17 protein-coding genes and 1 other annotated feature are annotated in these 19,897 nt (G+C 31.1%); of the genes, 8 read left to right on the top strand and 9 right to left on the bottom strand.

Translation table 11 applies throughout. The annotated features are described in order from the left end of the window. On the bottom strand, window positions 1-690 hold the full coding sequence (locus I6U51_RS15720) for a response regulator transcription factor (RefSeq protein ID WP_178907174.1): 690 nt from the start codon (window positions 688-690) through the stop codon (window positions 1-3). A 317-nt stretch (window positions 691-1,007) separates the two neighbouring features. Further along, window positions 1,008-1,060: a sequence feature (sodium ion sensor (DUF1646 type); this cis-regulatory element may regulate processes involved in with the transportation of sodium ions), on the top strand. Between the two features lie 86 nt (window positions 1,061-1,146). Between I6U51_RS15720 and I6U51_RS15715 the strand changes: the two genes are divergently transcribed. Beyond that, window positions 1,147-2,430 carry an ArsB/NhaD family transporter gene (locus I6U51_RS15715; RefSeq protein ID WP_211143537.1) on the top strand — a complete coding sequence of 428 codons (1,284 nt, stop codon included), beginning with the start codon at window positions 1,147-1,149 and terminating at the stop codon, window positions 2,428-2,430. A gap of 116 nt (window positions 2,431-2,546) precedes the next feature. Here the strand turns inward: I6U51_RS15715 and I6U51_RS15710 are convergent, their stop codons facing one another. After that, window positions 2,547-3,488 carry an SPFH domain-containing protein gene (locus tag I6U51_RS15710; RefSeq protein WP_211143536.1) on the bottom strand — a complete coding sequence of 314 codons (942 nt, stop codon included), beginning with the start codon at window positions 3,486-3,488 and terminating at the stop codon, window positions 2,547-2,549. Window positions 3,489-3,499: 11 nt separating this feature from the next. Further along, complete coding sequence (locus I6U51_RS15705) at window positions 3,500-3,925, bottom strand: NfeD family protein (protein WP_211143535.1); 426 nt, start codon at window positions 3,923-3,925, stop codon at window positions 3,500-3,502. A gap of 505 nt (window positions 3,926-4,430) precedes the next feature. On the opposite strand from I6U51_RS15705, the gene I6U51_RS15700 reads away from it, so the two are divergent. Beyond that, entirely contained in the window at window positions 4,431-6,356 is a 1,926-nt protein-coding gene (locus I6U51_RS15700; protein ID WP_211143534.1) for an NAD(+) synthase, read from the top strand. Between the two features lie 340 nt (window positions 6,357-6,696). Here I6U51_RS15700 and I6U51_RS15695 read toward each other — a convergent pair whose 3' ends face one another. After that, the gene (locus I6U51_RS15695) at window positions 6,697-7,797 is read right to left on the bottom strand and encodes an endospore germination permease (protein ID WP_211143533.1); all 1,101 of its coding nucleotides are present in this window, start codon (window positions 7,795-7,797) and stop codon (window positions 6,697-6,699) included. Window positions 7,798-7,899: 102 nt separating this feature from the next. Here I6U51_RS15695 and I6U51_RS15690 point away from each other — a divergent pair, with 102 nt between their 5' ends. Then, window positions 7,900-9,306 carry a spore germination protein gene (locus I6U51_RS15690; RefSeq protein ID WP_211143532.1) on the top strand — a complete coding sequence of 469 codons (1,407 nt, stop codon included), beginning with the start codon at window positions 7,900-7,902 and terminating at the stop codon, window positions 9,304-9,306. After that, window positions 9,303-10,415 (top strand): Ger(x)C family spore germination protein, encoded by a 1,113-nt coding sequence (locus tag I6U51_RS15685; RefSeq protein ID WP_211143531.1) that lies wholly within the window; start codon window positions 9,303-9,305, stop codon window positions 10,413-10,415. Before I6U51_RS15690 ends, I6U51_RS15685 begins: the two co-directional genes overlap by 4 nt. Before the next feature lie 67 nt (window positions 10,416-10,482). Here I6U51_RS15685 and I6U51_RS15680 read toward each other — a convergent pair whose 3' ends face one another. Beyond that, window positions 10,483-10,905, bottom strand: coding sequence for a YaaR family protein (locus I6U51_RS15680; RefSeq protein WP_211143530.1), 423 nt, complete (start codon window positions 10,903-10,905; stop codon window positions 10,483-10,485). 180 nt (window positions 10,906-11,085) lie between these two features. Next, the gene (locus I6U51_RS15675) at window positions 11,086-11,280 is read right to left on the bottom strand and encodes an alpha/beta-type small acid-soluble spore protein (protein WP_211143529.1); all 195 of its coding nucleotides are present in this window, start codon (window positions 11,278-11,280) and stop codon (window positions 11,086-11,088) included. A gap of 199 nt (window positions 11,281-11,479) precedes the next feature. On the opposite strand from I6U51_RS15675, the gene I6U51_RS15670 reads away from it, so the two are divergent. From I6U51_RS15670 to I6U51_RS15660, 3 genes are all read left to right on the top strand, one after another. Further along, window positions 11,480-11,644 (top strand): hypothetical protein, encoded by a 165-nt coding sequence (locus I6U51_RS15670; RefSeq protein ID WP_211143528.1) that lies wholly within the window; start codon window positions 11,480-11,482, stop codon window positions 11,642-11,644. Window positions 11,645-11,835: 191 nt separating this feature from the next. After that, complete coding sequence (locus I6U51_RS15665; RefSeq protein WP_211143527.1) at window positions 11,836-12,372, top strand: chromate transporter; 537 nt, start codon at window positions 11,836-11,838, stop codon at window positions 12,370-12,372. 2 nt (window positions 12,373-12,374) lie between these two features. Continuing rightward, a complete protein-coding gene (locus I6U51_RS15660) occupies window positions 12,375-12,899 on the top strand; it encodes a chromate transporter (RefSeq protein ID WP_211143526.1) in 525 nt (174 codons plus the stop codon). Window positions 12,900-12,935: 36 nt separating this feature from the next. Here the strand turns inward: I6U51_RS15660 and I6U51_RS15655 are convergent, their stop codons facing one another. The 3 genes from I6U51_RS15655 to I6U51_RS15645 all read right to left on the bottom strand — a co-directional run bounded on the left by I6U51_RS15655 (window position 12,936) and on the right by I6U51_RS15645 (window position 16,392). Continuing rightward, window positions 12,936-13,766 (bottom strand): ComEC/Rec2 family competence protein, encoded by an 831-nt coding sequence (locus I6U51_RS15655; RefSeq protein WP_211143525.1) that lies wholly within the window; start codon window positions 13,764-13,766, stop codon window positions 12,936-12,938. Window positions 13,767-14,498: 732 nt separating this feature from the next. Continuing rightward, a complete protein-coding gene (locus I6U51_RS15650) occupies window positions 14,499-15,770 on the bottom strand; it encodes a M14 family metallopeptidase (protein ID WP_211143524.1) in 1,272 nt (423 codons plus the stop codon). A 118-nt stretch (window positions 15,771-15,888) separates the two neighbouring features. After that, window positions 15,889-16,392 carry a gamma carbonic anhydrase family protein gene (locus I6U51_RS15645; protein ID WP_211143523.1) on the bottom strand — a complete coding sequence of 168 codons (504 nt, stop codon included), beginning with the start codon at window positions 16,390-16,392 and terminating at the stop codon, window positions 15,889-15,891. A 394-nt stretch (window positions 16,393-16,786) separates the two neighbouring features. On the opposite strand from I6U51_RS15645, the gene I6U51_RS15640 reads away from it, so the two are divergent. Then, entirely contained in the window at window positions 16,787-19,828 is a 3,042-nt protein-coding gene (locus I6U51_RS15640) for a vitamin B12-dependent ribonucleotide reductase (RefSeq protein WP_211143522.1), read from the top strand. Window positions 19,829-19,897 lie beyond the last annotated feature (69 nt).

Below are 19,897 nucleotides of genomic sequence, written 5' to 3'. Positions count from 1 at the left end.
TCAATCCTTTCTCCATCTATACCCTACACCCCAAACTGTTTCTATATACTTAGGCTCTGAGGAGTTATCTTCTATTTTTTCTCTCAATCTTCTTATATTTACATCTACTATTTTTGTGTCTCCTAAATAGCTGTACCCCCAGACTAAATCTAATAACTCATCACGACTTAAAGCCTTATTTTCGTTTTCTATAAATATCTTAATAAGTGAATACTCCTTTGGAGTCAAATCTAACTCTTTGCCTTCTTTGTAAGCTTTCATTGCAGTTTCATCTATGTTAAAGTCCCCAGAAGTTAACACCTTAACTGAGGTATCTACACTATTTCCTATACGTCTTAAAAGCGCATTTACTCTGGCAATTAATTCTTGTGGATTGAAAGGTTTTATCATATAATCATCTGCTCCAAATTCTAAACCCATTATCTTGTCCATATCTTGACTTCGAGCTGTAAGCATTATAATCCCCATATTCGGGAACTCCTTTCTTAAAATCTCACAAACTTTAAATCCATCCATTCCAGGTAACATTATATCTAATATTGTTATAATAGGTTTCTCCCTCCTTGCTTTTTCTATAGCGATTTCTCCATTCTCTGCTTCTATTACAATAAAATTATTTCTTTTAAAATTTATCTTTAAAAAGCCTCTTATAGAGCTTTCGTCCTCTACTAATAGAACTTTTCTTTCCATAAAATCCTCCTAATGTTTAATATGATTGTGTTGTAATTATATCATACTTATCTTTTGAAAATTATCAATATCATATAACTGTAACTTATTTGTAACTAATTTTAATACTTTTGTTACCAAAGAAATACATAAAAATATTAAAATTATAATTGTCGAGAGAAGTTATCCACTATTTTCAAAACTTAATAAAACTACAACATAGGACATTGATTATTTTATAATGATCAATGTCCTATGTTGTATATTTAACTACATAAGACATAGTTGATTATCTTTAAATATTATGTTACTATTAAATCAACTTAATATTTAAGTACGGTTGATCGAATTATATTCGTTTTCAAGCATCTGACTTCTGGGGTGGGAAGTCCATTTTATGGACTTTTCCACCTTTTTTTGCGTGCGTAAATATTTTAAGATAAAACTCAAATAATAATTTAATTAGGAGGATTTAATATGGATAATAACTCACTTAAAATTATTTTAGCCTGCTCTATATTTCTTATAGCTTATGTATTTATCATATTTGAGAAACTTGATAGAACATTGGTTGCTTTTATTGGAGCTTCTCTGATGATACTTACAGGAATAATAAGTCAAGATCATGCCTTTGGTCATATTGACTATAATACTATTGGACTTTTAATTGGTATGATGATTATAGTTATGGTTGTTAAAAGAACCGGATTGTTTGAATATATGGCAATTAGAGCTGTAAAAATAGCAAAGGGCGATCCAAAAATATTACTTATATTCTTATCTATAGTAACAGGTATACTTTCAGCCGTACTTGATAATGTCACAACTATATTGTTGATAATCCCAATAACTTTTGATATAGCAAAAGATTTGCGTATATCTCCTGTTCCTTTTATAATAACTGAAATTTTTGCATCAAACGTAGGCGGAACAGCTACCATGGTAGGAGATCCACCAAATATTATGATAGGAAGTTCAGTAGGTTTAAAGTTTACTGACTTCATAAAAATTGATGCTACTATTGCTATCCCACTATTATTTTTAACAACTTTCATTTTTGCTTTAATATATAAAAATATGTTAACTACAACGGAAGAAGCAAAAGAAAAAGTTTTAAGAAGGGATGAAAAATCAGCAATAAAAGATAAGAACCTTCTTATTAAAAGCATAGTAGTACTTGCATTAACCTTTATTGGTTTTATACTTCACGGGGTGCTTCATTATGAATCTGCAACCATAGCAATTACAGGCGCAGTTGTCCTTCTATCTATATCAAAATTAAATCCTGAAAAAATACTACATGAGGTTGAATGGAGCACTATCATTTTCTTTAGCGGGCTGTTTATGCTTGTAGGTGGTCTTCAAGAAGCAGGTGCAATAAAACTTTTGGCGGAGTGGGTATTGAATATAACTCATGGAAATTTACTTCTAACAACTATGGCAATATTATGGGTTTCAGCCATTGCATCAGCTTTTGTTGATAACATCCCTTTCGTTGCAACAATGATACCAATGATTAAAGATATGGGAGAGCTCTCTGGGATTAATCTTACACCTTTATGGTGGGCACTTTCTCTTGGTGCATGTTTTGGAGGAAATGGTACAATAATCGGATCTAGCGCAAATGTTCTTGCGATTAGTATGGCAGGAGAAAGAGGGCATAAAATTACTTTTAAAAAGTATTTTAAAGTTGCTTTTCCAATGACTATTTTAACAGTAGCTATAGCTACAATCTATCTATATTTAATTTTCTTTTTATAAATGATGCATAAATAGGTAGAGCCTCTGTTTATACAAAGGCTCTACCTATTTAAAATTATTTACTATTTAAATATATCCAGTCATGTAACCTAACTGACGCCGTGGAATTCTACATTCTATTTATTACCTTTAAGCATTTCAGCTATAGCCGCAATACTTCCTAAAGAAGATAGTGTTTCATTTGGAAGTATAAGCTTATTTGCAGGGTTTTTAGACATTTCTTGAAGAGCTTCTACCTGCTTAAGAGCAATAACTGTTTCATTAGTGCCTGATTCTATTATTGATTTATTTACCATATTAATAGCTTTTGCTTGTGCTTCTGCAACCGCTTCAATTGCTCTAGCTTTACCTTCTGCTTCAAGTAGCTGAGATTCTTTTAGACCTTCTGCACGTCTAATATTTGCTTCTTTCTCTGCTTCTGCTTGTAATATTTTTGATTGCTTCTCACCTTCTGCTCTTGCTATAGCACTTTGTCTAGCACCTTCTGCTTCAAGAATTACAGCTCTCTTATCTCTTTCTGCTTTCATCTGCTTTTCCATAGCCTGTTGAATTTCTCCTGGTGGTATTATGTTTTTAATTTCAACAGATAGAATTTTTATTCCATAAGCATCTGTAATATCGTCAACAACTTTTAAAAGCTCAGAATTTATCATATCTCTTCCTGATAAAACTTCATCAAGTGCCATATTTCCTACTATGTTTCTCATGTTTGTTATAGTTGAATAAATTATACCTGATTTGTAACTCTCTATGTTATAAATTGCATCTTTAGGATTCATCACTTTATAAAATATAACATTGTCTACTGATATCTTTACATTATCCTTTGTAATAACATTTTGAGGTTCAATATCAAGTATTTGCTGCTTTGTTGAAACCTTTTGTCTAACAAAATCTGCAAATGGAATTACTAAATGCCAACCTGGTTCTAATATCCTGTGAAATTGACCAAATCTTTCAACTACATACACATATCCAGTATTAACAATTTTAATAGAAGACATAATAGTAGCAATTATAAAAAACAGAATAATTAAAAATAAAATTTTTCCAAACATTTTCCATCCTCCTAAATCTTTTTAATAATTATCTTATTTCCTTCAACGCCTATAATTTTCGCCTTGTCTCCCTTTTTAACCATCTCACCTTCATTTTTAGCTACCCAATATACTCCATCTATTTTTACAGCCCCATTGCTTACTATGTCTTCATCCACAACAATTTCTTTTCCTAAATAGGTCTGTTCTCTAGTTGGTGTAGGCTTTACAGACATCTTAATACTCTTTTTAGCCATTGGATACCCAACAGCCATTAATATAGCACTTATTGCTACAAATATAATAGACTGAACTGCAAAGGAACAACCTAGTATTTGTGCTATAATTGCTGCAATAGCTCCAATTGTAAACCAAACAAATATAAAAGCACTAGTTATAATATCTACGAGCAGAGCTATAGCACCAATAACTACCCATAAAATAATAGTACCTGTCATAGCAACTCCCCCTTCCTTATTACATAATCTTTATAATATATATGCCTCATCTTATATAAGTTATGTTTTTATAATACAGTATGTTATAAATTAAATAAAGTTTTGTTTAATATCAAAATGTGATATTAAATACCGTTTTATCATATAAATCGCAGTTCTGGACAAGCTCTCTTACATTCTCTTGAAATATTTACAATTTGCATATAATTGTATCTTAAACATCTTCCCAAAATAAGAAGTCAAAGATGCAACTTTGAAGATGCCTTATATATTACTTTCTATACTATGTCGAACTTCTCCTGTAAGTGAATTAATATAATTTGACAATTTATCTTTTGTAATTGATAATTATATTGAAATAGGCTGACAATATTATTTAAGTAAGGCATCTGAAATAAAATAACAAGTCAAATATACTAGCATACTGACTAGTTATCTTTTTGAAAATGCCTAATACAAAAATGCTAGTTATATAGCATACAGCATTTAATAAGGGGATGATATAATGCCAATGGCTGACTTTATAAGAGTAGCAGCTGCCTGTCCAATAACAAATGTAGCTGATATAGAGTTTAATTTAGAAAATATTAAAAAATGCATAGATACAGCCGTAGAACAAAATTCTAAACTTGTAGTTTTTCCTGAACTGTGCATAACATCCTATACCTGTGGCGATCTATTTGAACAAAAACTATTACTTACTAAAGCCATAGAGGGCTTACAGCATTTATGTAACTATTCTAAGGGAAAAGACATACTTATAGCAGTAGGCGCACCTCTTACATATAATTATTGCTTATATAATTGTGCATATATAATTTTTGAAGGAGAAATTCTTGGAATAGTACCTAAGAGCTTTATACCAAATTATACAGAGTTTTATGAGAAAAGATGGTTTACGGAAGGGGTAGGTCTTATTGATGAAGAGGTAGATTTATTCTTTCAAAAAAATATTCCCTTTGGAACTAATTTAATTTTTACTTGTGGAGATTTTAGATTTGGTTTTGAAATCTGCGAGGATTTATGGACTGTCATTCCTCCTAGCAGTTATCTTACTTTAATGGGTGCTAACGTTATAGGTAACTTATCCGCATCAAATGAGGTAGTAAGCAAATCAGAGTATAGAAAAGAGCTAGTTAAATCTCAAAGTGGAAGATGTATAAGTTCATACATTTATGCTTCCAGTGGAGTTTTTGAATCTTCCACAGACTTAGTTTTTAGTGGAGATTTGCTCATAGGTGAAAATGGAGCCCTATCAAGCTATAATGATAGATTTCAAAGAGAAAATCAAGTTATAACATCTATTATAGATATTAATAAATTAAATAGTGAAAGACTTAAGAATGTAAGCTTTAGAGACAGTATCAAATTACTGCCTTTTAAGCCCTTAAATATAGAATTTGAATTTAAAAATATTAATTATGGCATATTCGATAGATATATTGATAAGCATCCATTTGTGCCTTCAAATGAAGCTGAAAGAGAACTGCGCTGCAAGGAAATATTTAATATACAAACCTCAGCTTTAGCAAAACGAATTATACATACAGGACTTAAAAATGCAGTAATTGGTATATCTGGCGGGCTGGACTCTACATTAGCTCTTCTAGTTATAGTAAAGACCTTTAAAATGCTGGATATTCCAATGGAAAACATAATAACAGTAACTATGCCTGGCTTTGGAACCACAGATAGAACATATAATAATGCTATTAACCTGTGTAAAAATCTTGGCACAGAACTTAGAGAAATAAATATAGTTCCTGCTTGCCTTCAGCATTTTAATGATATAAATCACCCTGCTGAGAAACATGATGTTACATATGAAAATGTTCAGGCAAGAGAAAGAACTCAAATACTTATGGATATAGCTAATAAAGAAGGTGGTCTTTTAATCGGAACTGGTGACCTATCCGAGTTAGCACTAGGTTGGTGTACCTATAATGGTGATCACATGTCCATGTATGGTGTAAACGCTTCTATTCCTAAAACACTAGTTAGATATTTAGTTAAATATGTAGCTCAAAAGGAAGTAAGAGAAGAAATATCAACTATACTAATGGATATACTTGCTACTCCTGTAAGTCCTGAACTTTTACCTAAAGATAGCGAAGGAAATATAGCTCAAAAGACAGAAGATATAGTTGGTCCTTATGAATTACATGATTTCTTCTTATATAACTTTATAAGACATGGCTCTACTCCTGAAAGAATATTATTCTTAGCTAAACATGCATTTAAAGGAGATTATGACGAAGCAACTATAAAAAAATGGCTGGATACATTTATAAGAAGATTTTTTACCCAACAATTTAAACGTTCGGCAATGCCTGATGGACCAAAGGTTGGTACTGTTAGCCTTTCTCCTAGAGGTGACTTCCGAATGCCCTCAGATGCAAGCTATAGTCTTTGGAAAAATAGTTTTTTATAAAGGTTACTTGGTCGAAAGTTAACTTATACCACGTAAATTATTGATGATATTTAGATAACACAAAATTTTTAAGAGGACAATTGACAGAGGACAGTGGACAGTGAAGGTGAGTTTTCTTCCTTACGTCAGAAAACTAATTTATTTTTGAGCTCGTTTCACTAATGTGAAACATCGACTTATAATATAATTAAAGATTTTTCGTAGTGTAACGTAGAAAAATCATCCTTCATTGTCCTCTGTCAATTGTCCTCTGTCCTCTAAAAAATGCGACCCATTTTTTTACTTTACGAATTGAATGCCTATAACTAAAGTAATAACTTTTTATAACTTTAATCATAGGTTAACTTTGTTTTTGCTTAGTTTTTCTTTTAGCTCTAAAACTATATATTATGAAAATAACAATAGGCATAATGAAAAAATTTATAAGGCACATAAAATCATAAAATTCTAAAAACTTAAATAATCCTATCAAACTATTAGTAGTACATAAAGCACCTATATATACAAGTGCTGATATTGTATAAGGTAAAAATCTTATATTGCATATCTTTTCTATTTTCAACTCTTTTAAAATAAGTAGTGTACAAAAAAGAGTTGCTACATATTTTGCAAACCAGCCTGATATAACCTGAAATATTACATAAAATTCCCCGCTAGCAATAAAACCAAAATAGGATATTAACTGTGTTTGTATAAGCTTAGGAAAAATTATAATGTTTGCCCTTTCAATAGAAAAAGTGGTTAGAATTCCATTTGTTGAAACGATTATCATCTGTACAACAAAGATAAGGGTGAAAATCGCACATCTACGTACTCTTTCTTTCTCTTTGATTTGAGCTAGATATGGTAAAGCAATTGCTGCAGATGCATATAGCCCTAAAGCCTTTGCTGTTCCTATAAAAAAATCTAAACTTATACCTTTTTCAAAGACGGGAAATAATCTTCTGTATTCTTTAAAATGATAAGTAAGTATATAAAGGTTTATTCCGTTTATTACAGAAATAATTATACTAACCATTATTACTATAATTACAGAGTTTTTTCCTTTTAAGACTGAATATAATCCTGGAAGAACAATAAAAAGTGCAATATACCAATTAGGACTTTCAACAAATAAATTATAATGTACAACACTGGTTTCAAGTGAGGCACTTCCCAATAAAGATAAAAACAATGTGACTAAAAATAAAATTAGAAATATCCTTCCTAATAGTCTCCCTATAGCATATGTATATATTTCATATAAGCTAAAACATTTATTTTTTACACATACCTTTATTATATAGTTAAAGTAAAATATTATAATTATCCCCGCGATTGTAACGGAAATCCAACTCTCTTTTTTAGCATGCCTCATGAATACTTGTGGATAGGTCTTAAGTGCTGGTATTGTTGTAGCACATATTATAAAAAATAGATGTTTAAAGTTTAACTTATCCATTACCATTCTCCGTTCTTTATTGTAAATATTGCTACAAAAATATTATTTACTAAACAATGAATGTTATCCTAAAAAAAACAAATAATAAAAATGGTGATGTTTATGAATGAATACTTACAATATATATATTTAAAGCTAAAATCTAGCTCAGACTTTAAGCATAGGGAATTAAAGTGTAACCTTGGCACTATTAACTTATTTTTTATAGATAATCTTTGTGATTCCAAATTCATAAGTGAATATATTATTGCCCCATTTATTAGAAATGATAATATAAAGGCAGATATAGAGGACGTAAAAAAGAATGTTCTTTATAGTAATTCTATAGGAGATATTAAAACAAAAGAAGATGCAGTCATTCATATTTTATCTGGTGATGTAGTTATAGTTTTTGATTTTATAAGTTCAGCAATATATTGTGAGGCTAAAGGATTTAGTAAAAGAAGCATTTCAATACCAATAGCAGAAGCGGTATTAAAGGGTCCTAGAGAGGGTTTTAATGAAGTTATAGTAGATAATATTTCATTAATAAGAAGAAAAATTAAAAATGGAAACCTAACTGTTGAACTTCAACTTTTAGGTGAGAAATCTAACACTACTGTAGCCTTAATATACCTTAAAGGCTCTGCTCCTAATAACTTAGTAGATTATATAAAGAAAAAGCTATCAAGTATTAATCTAGATTTTTTATTAGATATAAATTATATACAAGAGCAGTTACAATGCAAATATACCTGCTTTGATACTATAGGATATACCGAAAAACCAGATATAGCTTCATCTAAAATATTAGAGGGAAAAGTTGTAGTCTTAGTGGACGGAACTCCTTTTGCATTAATTGCACCATATTTTTTTATAGAAAACTTTCAAACCGCTGATGATTATTATTTAAATAAATATTACTCAAATTTTACAAGATTATTAAGAATATTTGCCTTTATGATATCCTTGTTTTTACCTGGTATATACGTAGCATTAACCACACATCATTTTTCGCTAGTTCCTTTAGAGTTTATATTTAGACTTGCTGCATCTAGAGCTGATGTTCCTCTTCCTCTTGCAGTTGAAGTAGTAATAATGACTTTTTTCTTCATATTTTTAAGAGAAGCTGGTATAAGATTGCCTCAACCCATAGGGCAGGCAATTAGTATAGTAGGAGCATTAATATTAGGTGATGCAGCAGTTGGAGCTGGACTCGCTTCACAAAGCACAGTAATAATTGTTGCACTATCAGCTATAACCTCCTTTTTAACTCCTAAGCTTAACACTGCAATGATATTCTGGGAATTTATCGTTATAGTTTTATCATCATTACTTGGACTTATGGGATTTTTTATGGCAATTTTTATATTTTGTGCACATGTCGGTTCACTAAACAGCTGCGGTTATTCTTATTTTATGCCATTTACTACATCAGAACAATTTGATTATAGAGATTTAGCCGCAAGAGATAATCTTCAAGATATTTCTAAAAATATGCTACAAACAGATGAGGATGAAAGAAAATGAAAAAAATTCTTTTATATTTTCTTATTTTAAGTACATTTCTTTTTAACGGTTGTTTTAACTATACAGATATAGATAAAGTAATATTTACAACTTCTGTAATAGTTGATGTAGATGAAGAAGGTATGCCAGTAGTATATGAAGAAGCTTTTAAGCCATCAAGAGGTGGAAAGGCTTCCTCAGGAAAAGGCTCGAGGGTATTATTCCAAGGTACTGGAAAGACTCTCTTTGAAACCTTTAGAAATCTGAATTTATCTTCAAGCTATAAGCTTAACTATACTCAATGTAGAGGTATTATATTTACAGAAAAAGCTGCTGAAAAAGGACTAGACCGCTTCATAGATGTGTTTGATAGAGGTCAGGAATTCGTCATACGATCTGATATTGTAATTTATAAAGGGGATCCAGTAGCATTGATTAATGCTAAGCTTAAGGAACAAGATTATATAGGCTTGTTCATACACGATCTTATTTATAATACTCCTTCCTCATCCCGAGGAACTATACTAAGCTTAAATGATTTTTTAAATAAAAATTACTCTCAAAATAATACTTGTGTTGTACCAATGATAGAATTGAAAAAGAACCAGTTGGAGGATAAGGTTGCAATAAGTGATGGAGCTATAATAAAAGATTATAAAATGGTAGGAAGACTTCGAGAAGCTGAAACTGAAAGTTATAACTTTATAATCGATAATATAAAGGGAGGAACTTTGGAGGTGTCTAACCCCAATTGTTCTAATAACTTTGTAACCTTAGAAATTCTGAGGAATAAAACAGATACAAAGGTATATTATGACGGTAAGACAGTTACTCTAAGAAAAATAATAAATACAAGAGCAATTATAACTGAAGCTCAAAAGAGTTTAAACTTTGATCAAGATACAATTAATGATATTCAAAAGAATGCAGAATCAAATATAAGAAAGTTTTCTTTACAGCTATTTGATGAATATAAAAAGAAAGGTCTTGACATATTTGATGTGGCAGAGAGCTTTCATAGAGCATATCCTCATAAAAAGGTTGAAGGTAACATAATGTATAAAACTGAACTATTAGTTGAACCACACGTATTTGTAGAAGGTTCCACAGATACAACTAATTTTAGATAGAAAGTGGTAAACTGCTTTTGTTACCACTTTCTAAAAATCATTAAGTATTACATGAATCTCTACATCTTTATTTATAAATATCAACTAAAAGACCTGCTATATCATCAATAGTTGCTGCTACACCTAAATTTTCTTTTTGATCATTGACAAGCATTTGTGTAAGCTCTTCAAGCTTTTGATCAATTGTTTCTACTGTTATGAAATATTGTGTTTGCCAAAAGCTTATATCCTTTTTTACTTTGTACATGTAATTTAATACAGATTCAAGATAATCTTTTATCATTTTTTTATAGGACTTAACATCTGAATAACATTTAGTTATTGCAAGTCTGTTTCCTTTTTTCTTTATATTATCAAACATTTCCTTAAGTTGTTGTTCTGACCTTCTTTCCATTTGTGAGTTAAAGCTTTGAGAAAAATCTTTTTTAACAGTTATGGATTTCTTCTCAGCAGGAACACTGGTTGTTCTTCCTACTCTTGATATTTCCATGTTTTTACCTCCACGTTTTTATACTAATATGTATATCGATAGATATCTTAATTATATAAATATTATATCTAATATTTATATAAATTCCATAAATAATTTTTTTCTAGGGAAACTAACTAGAAAAAAATGAGGATGACTCATTTTTTAACTTTGAGTCATCCTCACCGTAATTAATTTATATTATAGTCCTTTTTCATAAGCCTCTACCATCTTCTTAACCATTTGTCCTCCAACGGAGCCATTTTCTCTTGAAGTAAGGTCACCATTATATCCTGGTTTTAAATCTACTCCAACTTCTCTTGCAGCTTCCATTTTGAATATATTTAATCCCTCTCTAGCTTCTGGTATTAATGCTCTATTCCCTCTACTTGCCATAGTAAGTTCCTCCTCATTAAATTAATTAAATTTTTAGTATAAAGTTAAGCTTTAACTTTATACTAAAAGTTTGTACAGTTTTTAAATTTATACTCTATTTAATTGCATGTAAAAATGTAAGTGTTTATTTTTATATCCTTAAAATTACTCTTATACTTTTTCTTTAACCTGCACATCCTAAAAACTGAGGTGAATATTTATGGAAAAAAATAATAACACAAATAACCAAAATTCTGCTACTGAACAAAATGTCTCTGAATCAGGCTCTCCTATAAGCGGAATGTCTGCTGAAGAGCTCTACAGGCAAAAAGAAGAATATGATGCTAAATTTACACTTTACAAAGGATCTATACCCAATAGATAAATATGAAAATAGTCTTAGTGATCATAAATAATTGTTAAACTCATTTAGTTTTTACCTTTAGATAAAGAAGACTGATTATTTTCAGCCTTCTTTACTTTTTATAAACTTTAATATAAAGTGGTATTAAATGGATTGCTTTAAAATTATTTTAAATCCTTAGCAATATTCTAATACACATTGGAGTGAGTTTCATGAGAAAATACTTTATAATATTTTGGAGCTTTTTTAAAATAGGAGCATTTACTTTTGGTGGGGGTTATGCAATGATTCCCTTAATAGAAACAGAAGTTGTTAAAAACAAAAAATGGGTTAATAAAAATGAATTTTTAGATATATTAACAATATCCCAATCCTTTCCTGGCGCTCTTGCTGTCAATACCTCTATATTTATAGGTTATAAAATTAGAGGTGTACTTGGAGCAATCCTTGCGCTTCTTGGGACTATTCTTCCATCTTTCTTAATTATACTTTTTATAGCTGCTTTTTTTATGCAATTTAGGAACTACTATTACGTAAATTTAATATTTAAAGGCATAGGAGCTGCAGTGCCAATGTTAGTGTTAATCGCCGTAGTTAGTCTTTCCAAATCACTAAAAAAAGACTATATAAATTTATTTATAATAGTAGCTACAGTTATTTGCATTAATATTTTCAAAATCCATCCAGTAATAACTATAATTATAGCTGGTATATATGGTTATCTATTTTTAAGAAAGAGAGTTGAATAACTATGCACATAATACTTCAAATATTTTGGACATTTTTAAAAATAGGAGCCTTTAGCTTTGGTGGCGGATATGCAATGCTGCCTTTAATTGAAAGAGAAATTGTTTCAAATCATCATTGGATCAATTATAAAGATTTTATAGATATAATAGGTATTTCTCAGATGACTCCTGGGCCTATTGCCATAAATTCTGCTACCTTTGTAGGATATAAAGTTTATGGTTTTTATGGAAGTGTTGCTGGAACTATAGGTGTTGTCACCTTCTCTTTTCTCCTTGTTTCTATAGCAACCCATTATATAATGAAATTTAAAGAATCCAAAGCAATGAAATCCGTGCTTCTTGGAATGCGCCCTGCTCTTATAGGTCTTATAATATCTGCTTTTTTATCTCTAGCCAAGGAATCTTATCATGATGTAAAAAGTGTTTTTATAGGAATTTTTATTATGGCTTTACTATTATCCAAAAAGCTTCATCCAATCCTAATAATAGCTGTTTCAGGCATTGCAGGTATATTAGTTTATAAATAAAATATAAAAGAAGTTGCTGTATTCATCAGCATACTTCTAATTTTTATTTATCCTTATATTAATTCCATTTTTATCGCATCTTATAAAATCATTTTTAACTACTATATTTCCGTGCAAGTCACTTCTTAAGACCAGAGCTCCCTTGTTATGTATTCTTCTTATTATATTATCATCTGGTGTTCCTATACCATCACAAGTCACAATAGCAACCTTGGGTTTTACAACGCTTATGAAGTTTTCTGTACTGCTAGTGTCTAATGAATGATGTGGTACCTTTAGAATATCACACTTTTCAATAGCACCCTCTTTTAACATATCTTCTTCCTCATTTTTTTCACAATCAGCAGCAAATAAATATTTTATTCCATCTATTTCTCCCTTTATTACTACTGAATTATTATTTTCTATCATGTCATCCTCTTTCAAAGGCCCTACTGCTTCTAGTTCCACCTTCCCTTTTTTTAGTTTCCAACCCTCACCTATATTTTTTACTTTTGCTCCACTTTGAGCTAATCCTTTATATAGATTAATTTTTATTTCATCATAATGATTAGGTATTAGCACATCTTTTACTTTTTTACTTTGAACTAATCTTAAGAGCCCACCATAATGGTCATCATGATAGTGAGTAAGTATAATCGTGTCTACTTTATCTATAGAATTCGATTCTAGGTATTTTAAAATTCTATCAAAATAGTATGCTGCTCCTGTATCTATTATATAATTTTTATTCCACGCTTTAATTAAAATACAATCACTCTGCCCTACATCTAAAAAGTGAACTTCATATCTATCCTGTTTAGCATAACCAGTGCCGCTAATCAGGACTATAATCGTTAGAATAAATATAACTATCCTTTTTTTCATCTGATCACCCTCGTGGAGAATATTTTATTATATAGTTTTTTATGTTTATAAAAATTTATCCCAAAACTTGATTAAATAAAAAAAAATTTATATAACCAACTACAGTTCGTAAAATAAAAATTTTGCGACGCAATTTTTTTGAGAGGACAGAGGACAATTGACAGAGGACAGTGAAGGAGGATTTTTCTCCATTACACTACGAAAAATCTTTAATTATTTTTCAACACTAGGCGACTTTGTCGCAAGCCGTTAGGCTGTATCAATTTGTCAATGCTCTGTTTCAGATGCTTATTTAATAGCTATATTCAAAGGTTAAAAATTACAGGCTGCGCCAAACTAATGTCAGAAAAGCCATAAAAGCTTTTTCAAGAAAGAAATTTTAGTGAACTTATTTACTTCTACGTAAAAAGTTAACGGCACAAGTACGCCCTTTCGGGCTACGGGCGAAGCCCTTTAGGAATAAAAATTTTAACTGAATCATAATGGAAAATTTTAAAAAAATAAATTATCCACTAGAACTTGACACAAACTATTTTTGAGACTCGTTTCACTAATCTCAAACATCGGCTTATAATATAATTAAAGATTTTTCGTAACATAGTGGAGAAAAATCCTCCTTCACTGTCCTCTGTCCTCTGTCAATTGTCCTCTGATAAAAATTTTGCGTCGCATAATTTTTAAATTACGAATTAAAGATAGTCAAGCTTCAGCTATGCAAGATTTAATATATACTTAAACTACTGATGCTAATATTAGTAGCTCTTCATTATCTCTATATATTTTATCAAACTGAGTTAATGGCAGAGGATTTTTTCCTTTACCTACTTCTATAGTAAATCCAGGCCTCCTAAATTCTTTAATAAACCAATCCTTATACCCTGCGTAAGAAGTTATTCCAGTGGTGCTCTCTAAGGAATAACCACTTACTTGTGAAAATAGTGTTCCTATTTTTTTAGATTCAGGAGGAGTCATTTCATCATATTGCCAATAGATAACCTCTCCTTGAGAATGATAAGCTAAAACTAATCTAAAATTATGTGCCCTTGTAAAGTTAACAACGGCCTTAGTTTCCGGCTCCGACTCTGGATAAGGTCCTGAATATCTTGTTGGACCAGGTCCATGTACTCCGTAAGCTGCCTCTGCTTCTTTTGATAACTCCCATGATGCATTATAATTATGATTTAGATCTACACCTCTTATATTAGCTTCCCAATTTTTCGAAAAATCAGTGCTTCCATTGTTCCATTTTATCAAATCATTATAATAAGGGTTATTTCTACTAAGACCGTTAATTACTAAATCGACTCCGTCTGGATTTACCATAGGCATTATAAATATAGCACTTCTACCCCATATTTCACTTATATTATAACCTCTTATAGTTCTAGCTTCTGTATAAGCTTTAGCCATATTTTCTATGAATTTCATTAGAAGCGGTGCAGTAATCCACTCTAATGCATGATGTGCCCCGTTATAAAAGACCTGATTAGGACCATCACCAAGTCTAACATAATATAGCTCTCTTCCAAGTACACTATTTCCTGCAGAACCTAATTCTATAAATGGATACCTAGCCTTTAATCCCTGTAAATCGCGTTTTAATATATCGTAAGTATAATTAACATTAGTATCAACAACATCAATTCCATAGTGTACTACAATCTTTGATCCAGGCCTTAAGTTATAAGGGTCGATTCCTGGATTAGCTACTATTATTTTATAGAGCTGTGTATAATACTTTGCCGCAATACTATAAAGCGTATCACCACTTTTTATAGTGTAAGTATCATAACCAACTATAAATTTTTCCAGTGCATTATAAGTAGCTGGTCCTATGATTCCATCTGAAGTCAAGCCATTATCCCTTTGAAAGGCTCTTACAGCTTCTTCTGTCATTCTTCCGTATACACCATCTACCGGTCCAGGATTATACCCTATTTTCTTTAAGACTGCCTGTATTTTCATTACCTCAGTTCCTCTAGAACCTAATTTTAATATCTCCATACTTATTCACCTAATATTGATTACTAATAACATTTTATAATTATACTTTTAATTAGGTGAACAAAAAATTAAAATACCAAGGAATAAATATTTTATCTCCCTTGGTATTTTCAGAATCCTATTTATATGCTTCAGCTTCTTCTAAATAATGCTCTGCTGCTCCTTTAACATATTCCTTTTCTTCTTCTGAAAGTTCTCTAATAACTTTTGCTGGTGACCCCATGCATAAGACTCCAGAAGGTATTTTTTTATTAGGTGGTACAAGACTTCCAGCACCAATCATTGTTCCTTCTCCTATTTCCGCGCCGTCTAATATAATTGATCCCATGCCGATTAATGAATGGTTTCCAATTTTACATCCATGTAAAACTACATTATGGCCAACAGTTACGTAATCCCCCACCTCAGTAGGTGTACCACTAATATTTGCATGAACAGTGCAATTGTCTTGGATATTTGAGCCTTTTCCAATATGAATAGTATTACTATCACCCCTAATTACTGCTCCAAACCATACACTTGCCTTTTCATCTAAAGTTACTTTTCCAATAACTTCAGCGCTATCAGCCACAAAACAACTCTCATGCACTTTAGGAGTTTCATCCTTAAAATTTCTAATCATCTAATCATCTCCTAATCTATAAAATTTAGATATAATAAAATCTTGTCTAAAATACTTATCCTATTATATAAATTATACCTAATTTTTCAAATTAGTTAAATGATTAAACAAAATATCCATGGGTAAAATTATATTTAATATATTCTACAAATTAATAAATACTTGCGATTAATAACTATTAACCGTGAAATTTGCTCGATTATGTAAAATTGTTATTGTTGAATTTAATATCCATGTAGTCTATAATAATATCATCACTACATGTAGTGGTTATTTTTTTCTAATACCACTACATGTAGTAAGATTGTATATATATTCCTGTATATTAAGTTTCCATTATATGCAATTTATATATAAACTATTTATATTAACACATACAAGGAGGTAGCTTGGGTTGAGTTACATAAAGGATTTACTAAAAAGATATTACACAAAGGATTTGTCAAAGGATAGCAGTAAAACAGTTTTCGATTTATTTAAATGGAAAAAAGTCGACGTATTTTTAAAAGATCATAAAACTGGCAAAGTATTAGTTGATATGAAAGACTTAGAGTTTCCTGAGCATTATTCTCAAACAGCCTGCGATATTATAGCTTCAAAGTACTTTAGAAAAGCAGGAATACCTAATGAAATTGGCTATGAAAACAGCATGAAAGCTGTAGCACATAGAATGGTTAACTTCTGGTGTGAAGCACTAAAAGATGAAGGTATCATAAAAACGGATGAAGAGGCTTCTATTTTTTATGATGAATGTGTCTATGGTCTATTAAATCAGATGTATGCACCTAATTCACCTCAGTGGTTTAACACAGGGCTGGCTCAGTCTTACGGAATAAAGGGAAATAAACAATCAAATTATTACTTTGATGAAAAGGAAGGCAAAGTCGTTGAAAGTCCAGACAACTATTCAAGAACACAGGCATCTGCTTGTTTTATATTGTCCATTGAAGACAAACTTTTAGGACATCATTCAATCTCTGAACAATATGTTACAGAAACTAAGCTTTTTAAGGGTGGATCAGGCACAGGCACAAACTTTTCATGTATAAGAGCGAAAGGTGAAAAGCTATCAGGTGGCGGAGTATCCTCAGGGCTTATGAGCTTTTTAAAGGGTTTAGATAGAAATGCTGGGGCTATAAAATCTGGCGGAACTACTAGAAGAGCTGCAAAAATGGTATGTCTTGATATAGACCATCCAGAAATCATGGATTTTATTACCTGGAAAGCAAAAGAAGAGAATAAAGTTAGAGCTCTTGGAAAGATGGATTATGACATAGATATTGATGGCGAAGCATATGAAACAGTTTCAGGTCAAAACAGCAATAATTCCATAAGACTTTCTGATTACTTTATGAAAAAAGTTGATAATCTGGATAAAGAACCTGATGCAACTATCGAACTTAAGGGCAGAGTGGATTCAAAATTAAATAAAGTGACAAAGGTTTCAGAGCTATGGGAATCATTTAATTTTTCCGCTTGGCAGTGTGCAGATCCTGCACCTCAGTTCAGCGATACCTTTAACGCTTGGCATACATGTCCTGCCGGAGAGGACGGAATTCTAAATGCTCCTTATAATAAAATTAATTCTACAAATCCTTGTGGAGAATACGCATTTTTAGATGACTCCTCCTGTAATTTAGCTTCAATAAATATATATAAATTTTATAATATAGATACAGGTAAATTTGATATAGACGGGTATTTACATATAATAGGACTTACACAACTAATACTTGAAGCTTCAATACAATGGGGCCAATATCCTACAGAAGATATAGCAAGAAAAACGTATATGTTCAGACCAACAGGCTTAGGTATATCTAACATTGCATCGCTTTTTATGGTGATGGGATACCCTTATGATTCCAAAGAAGCTAGAGCCTTAGCTTCATCCTTAATTGGTACTTTAACAGGATATTCTTATTATGTATCCTCAATTATGGCAAAGGAAGTAGGCTCTTTTGAAAAATTTGAAATCAATAAGCCTTATATGATGAGAGTTATTAGGAATCACTCAAGAGCTGCGGGAGTAAATTCTAAGCTTTTAGTTAACCAAGGTATAAACATGGACTTTTCTGATGAATTTGAAGGATTAAACTATGATCCACTAAAAGTAAATCATGAAATTTTAGAAAAAGAAGGTCTAAAATATATTAGCCATACTCTTAAAAATGCTTGGGTTAAAGCACTAGACTTAGGGTCAAAATTCGGCTATAGAAATGCACAGGTTTCAGTTATAGCTCCTACTGGTACTATATCTTTTGCTATGGATTGCAGTGCTACATCAATAGAACCATTCTTTAGCCATATCGTTTATAAAAAGCTTTCTGGCGGAGGATTCTTGACAATAATAAATCCAGTTATAACCGCTGCATTAAAAAAGCTTGGCTATACTAAGGATCAAATTAGCGATATTTTAGATTACGTAGTACAAAAAGAAACTGTAACAGAGAATGGATTTACTTATGAGAAAATATTAGATGGTAAAATTGAAGGAGCACCTCATTTAAAAGATGAGCACCTAGCTATATTTGATACATCAAATCGCTGCGGAAGTGGTGAAAGATATATAGCTCCAACGGGCCATGTACTTATGGTATCCTGTATAACTCCGCTTATATCTGGGGCAATATCCAAAACTGTTAATTTACCTAAGACAGCACCGGTAGATGATTTTAAAAATGTTATTTTATCCTCCTGGAAGTTAGGAGTTAAAGGAATTACGTTATACAGAGATTCCTCAAAGGCATCACAACCATTAAATACGAGTTTAACTGACGCCTCCGATTCAAAGCTTGAGAACTTAACTTATAATCAGCTTCTCGCGCGTGCTAAAGAACTTCAAAAAGGGGTTAGATATTCAAGACGTGATAAACCTGTAGGCATACGTCGTGGCACTACGCATCCAGCTCAAATAGATGATGTTAAAATATACACTACAGTTAATAGACGTGAAAATGGTGAAATCTCTGAAATATATATAACTACAGATAGAGAAGGAACTATAATTACAGGATTATTAAACTCATTATCTAAATCAATATCTGTAATGCTTCAATATCATGTACCTCCTCAAGATATAGCAAGAATGCTTAGAGCTCAAAAGTATGAGCCATATGGTTTTGTGCAGAAACATCCTTATATCAAATATGTTACTTCTATATCTGATTTAATTAGTAAGGTAATTGATATTGAACTTGGGGATTTCTCAAGATGTCAGGTTAAGCCTGAAAATTATGGTGAAGATAGTTTATCTACTAATTTTGAAACGGCTGTGGCTTCATCTGAAACATGTGAAAATAACTTTAAAACAAAAAAGGTAGATGGAGAAAGACTTTATGGTTTTAGCTGTCCAACTTGCGCAAGCACTAGAATGGTACGAAATGGTACCTGCATGGTTTGTCTTGACTGTGGTTCAACTACAGGCTGTAGCTAAAAGCCAAGATATGTTCTAAAAATTGAATATTTATACCTAAGTTAAAGGCACTATTTATTAAATTATTAT

The sequence above is a fragment of the Clostridium aciditolerans genome (assembly GCF_016316925.1).
GTDB lineage: Bacteria > Bacillota > Clostridia > Clostridiales > Clostridiaceae > Clostridium_AM > Clostridium_AM aciditolerans.
Note: the sequence above shows the minus strand (reverse complement) of the source record. Positions and strands in the feature narration are given on the sequence as shown.